Origin of the sequence: Halanaerobium saccharolyticum (genome assembly GCF_004362045.1) — a bacterium.
In the GTDB taxonomy this organism is placed as follows: Bacteria; Bacillota; Halanaerobiia; order Halanaerobiales; family Halanaerobiaceae; genus Halanaerobium; species Halanaerobium saccharolyticum_C.
On the sequence record NZ_SNWX01000077.1, the window covers coordinates 1 to 1,409 of the forward strand.

1 protein-coding gene is annotated in these 1,409 nt (G+C 40.0%); it reads left to right on the forward strand.

The features are described from left to right. On the forward strand, window positions 1–1,409 hold a 1,409-nt coding region (locus tag DFR79_RS16030), incomplete at both ends, for an acyl-CoA carboxylase subunit beta (RefSeq protein ID WP_133516458.1).

Consider the following 1,409-nt stretch of genomic DNA (forward strand, 5'->3'; position numbering starts at 1 on the left):
ATGTCAGTAGAAGATAAGGAAAACTCATTAGAAAATAAAAAAGATAAAATCCGACTTGGTGGCGGCCAGGCGAGAATAGAAAAACAGCATAAAAAGGATAAAAAAACCGCCAGAGAAAGAATAGAATACTTACTTGATGATGGCACTTTTAATGAACTAAATATGTTTGTAGAAAATCGCAGCACTTCTTTAGGAATGGATGAAAAAGAAGTCCCGGGAGAAGGGGTAGTAGTTGGTTATGGTACAATAGAAAATCGCTTAGTTTATGTTTATGCTCAGGATTTTACTGTGATGGGCGGTTCAGTTGGTGAAGCCCATGCCAATAAGATCTCTGAGGTAATGGATTTAGCGATTAAAAATGGAGCGCCAATAATTGGACTTAATGATTCCGGGGGGGCAAGAATTAATGAAGGTATTGATTCTCTTAATGGCTATGGAGAAATTTTCTACCGCAATACTAAAGCTTCAGGAGTAGTACCTCAGATTACAGCAATCCTGGGTCCCTGTGCCGGTGGAGCAGTTTATTCTCCAGCAATTACAGACTTCATTTTTATGGTTGATCAGACATCAAAAATGTTTATTACCGGTCCCAGCGTTATTAAATCGGTAACCGGAGAAGATGTGTCAGCCGAAGAACTTGGAGGTGCAGCCACTCACAATCAGATCAGTGGTGTTGCCCATTTTATGGAAGAGAGCGAGGAATCTGCTCTGGACAATATTAGAAAATTACTAAGCTACATACCAGATAATTATAAAGAGGAGCCCGAAAGTTTGGAGTTCGAGGGGGAAGCTGGTCGAAGTACAGAAGAATTGAAAGAAATTGTAAAAGAAAACCCTCAAAAAGCCTATGATGTCAGAGATGTAATTGATATTCTGGCAGATAAAGACAGTTTTATGGAAGTGCAGCCTTATTTTGCGCAGAATGCAGTAGTTGGTTTTGCCAGATTAAATGGACGCAGTGTAGGTATTATAGCAAATCAACCACAGCATCTGGCTGGATGTTTAAATATTGATGCTTCTACTAAAATTGCCCGATTTATTCGCTTTTTAGATAGTTTTAATATCCCTATTATTTCTTTAGTTGATGTTCCGGGTTATATGCCGGGAACAGAACAGGAATATGGTGGGGTCATTCGACACGGGGCAAAAGTTCTTTATGCTTACTCAGAAGCAACAGTACCTAAAATAACTCTAATTATGCGTAAAGCCTATGGTGGAGCCTATATTGCAATGGGCAGCCGTTCTGTCAGAGCTGATCTGGTCTATGCCTGGCCAATAGCGGAAATTGCCGTTATGGGTCCTGAAGGTGCTGCCAATGTAATTTACAGAAAAGAAATTAAAGCGGCAGACGATCCGGAAAAGCTGCGCCAGGATAAAATTGATGACTATAAAGAAAATTTTGCTAACCC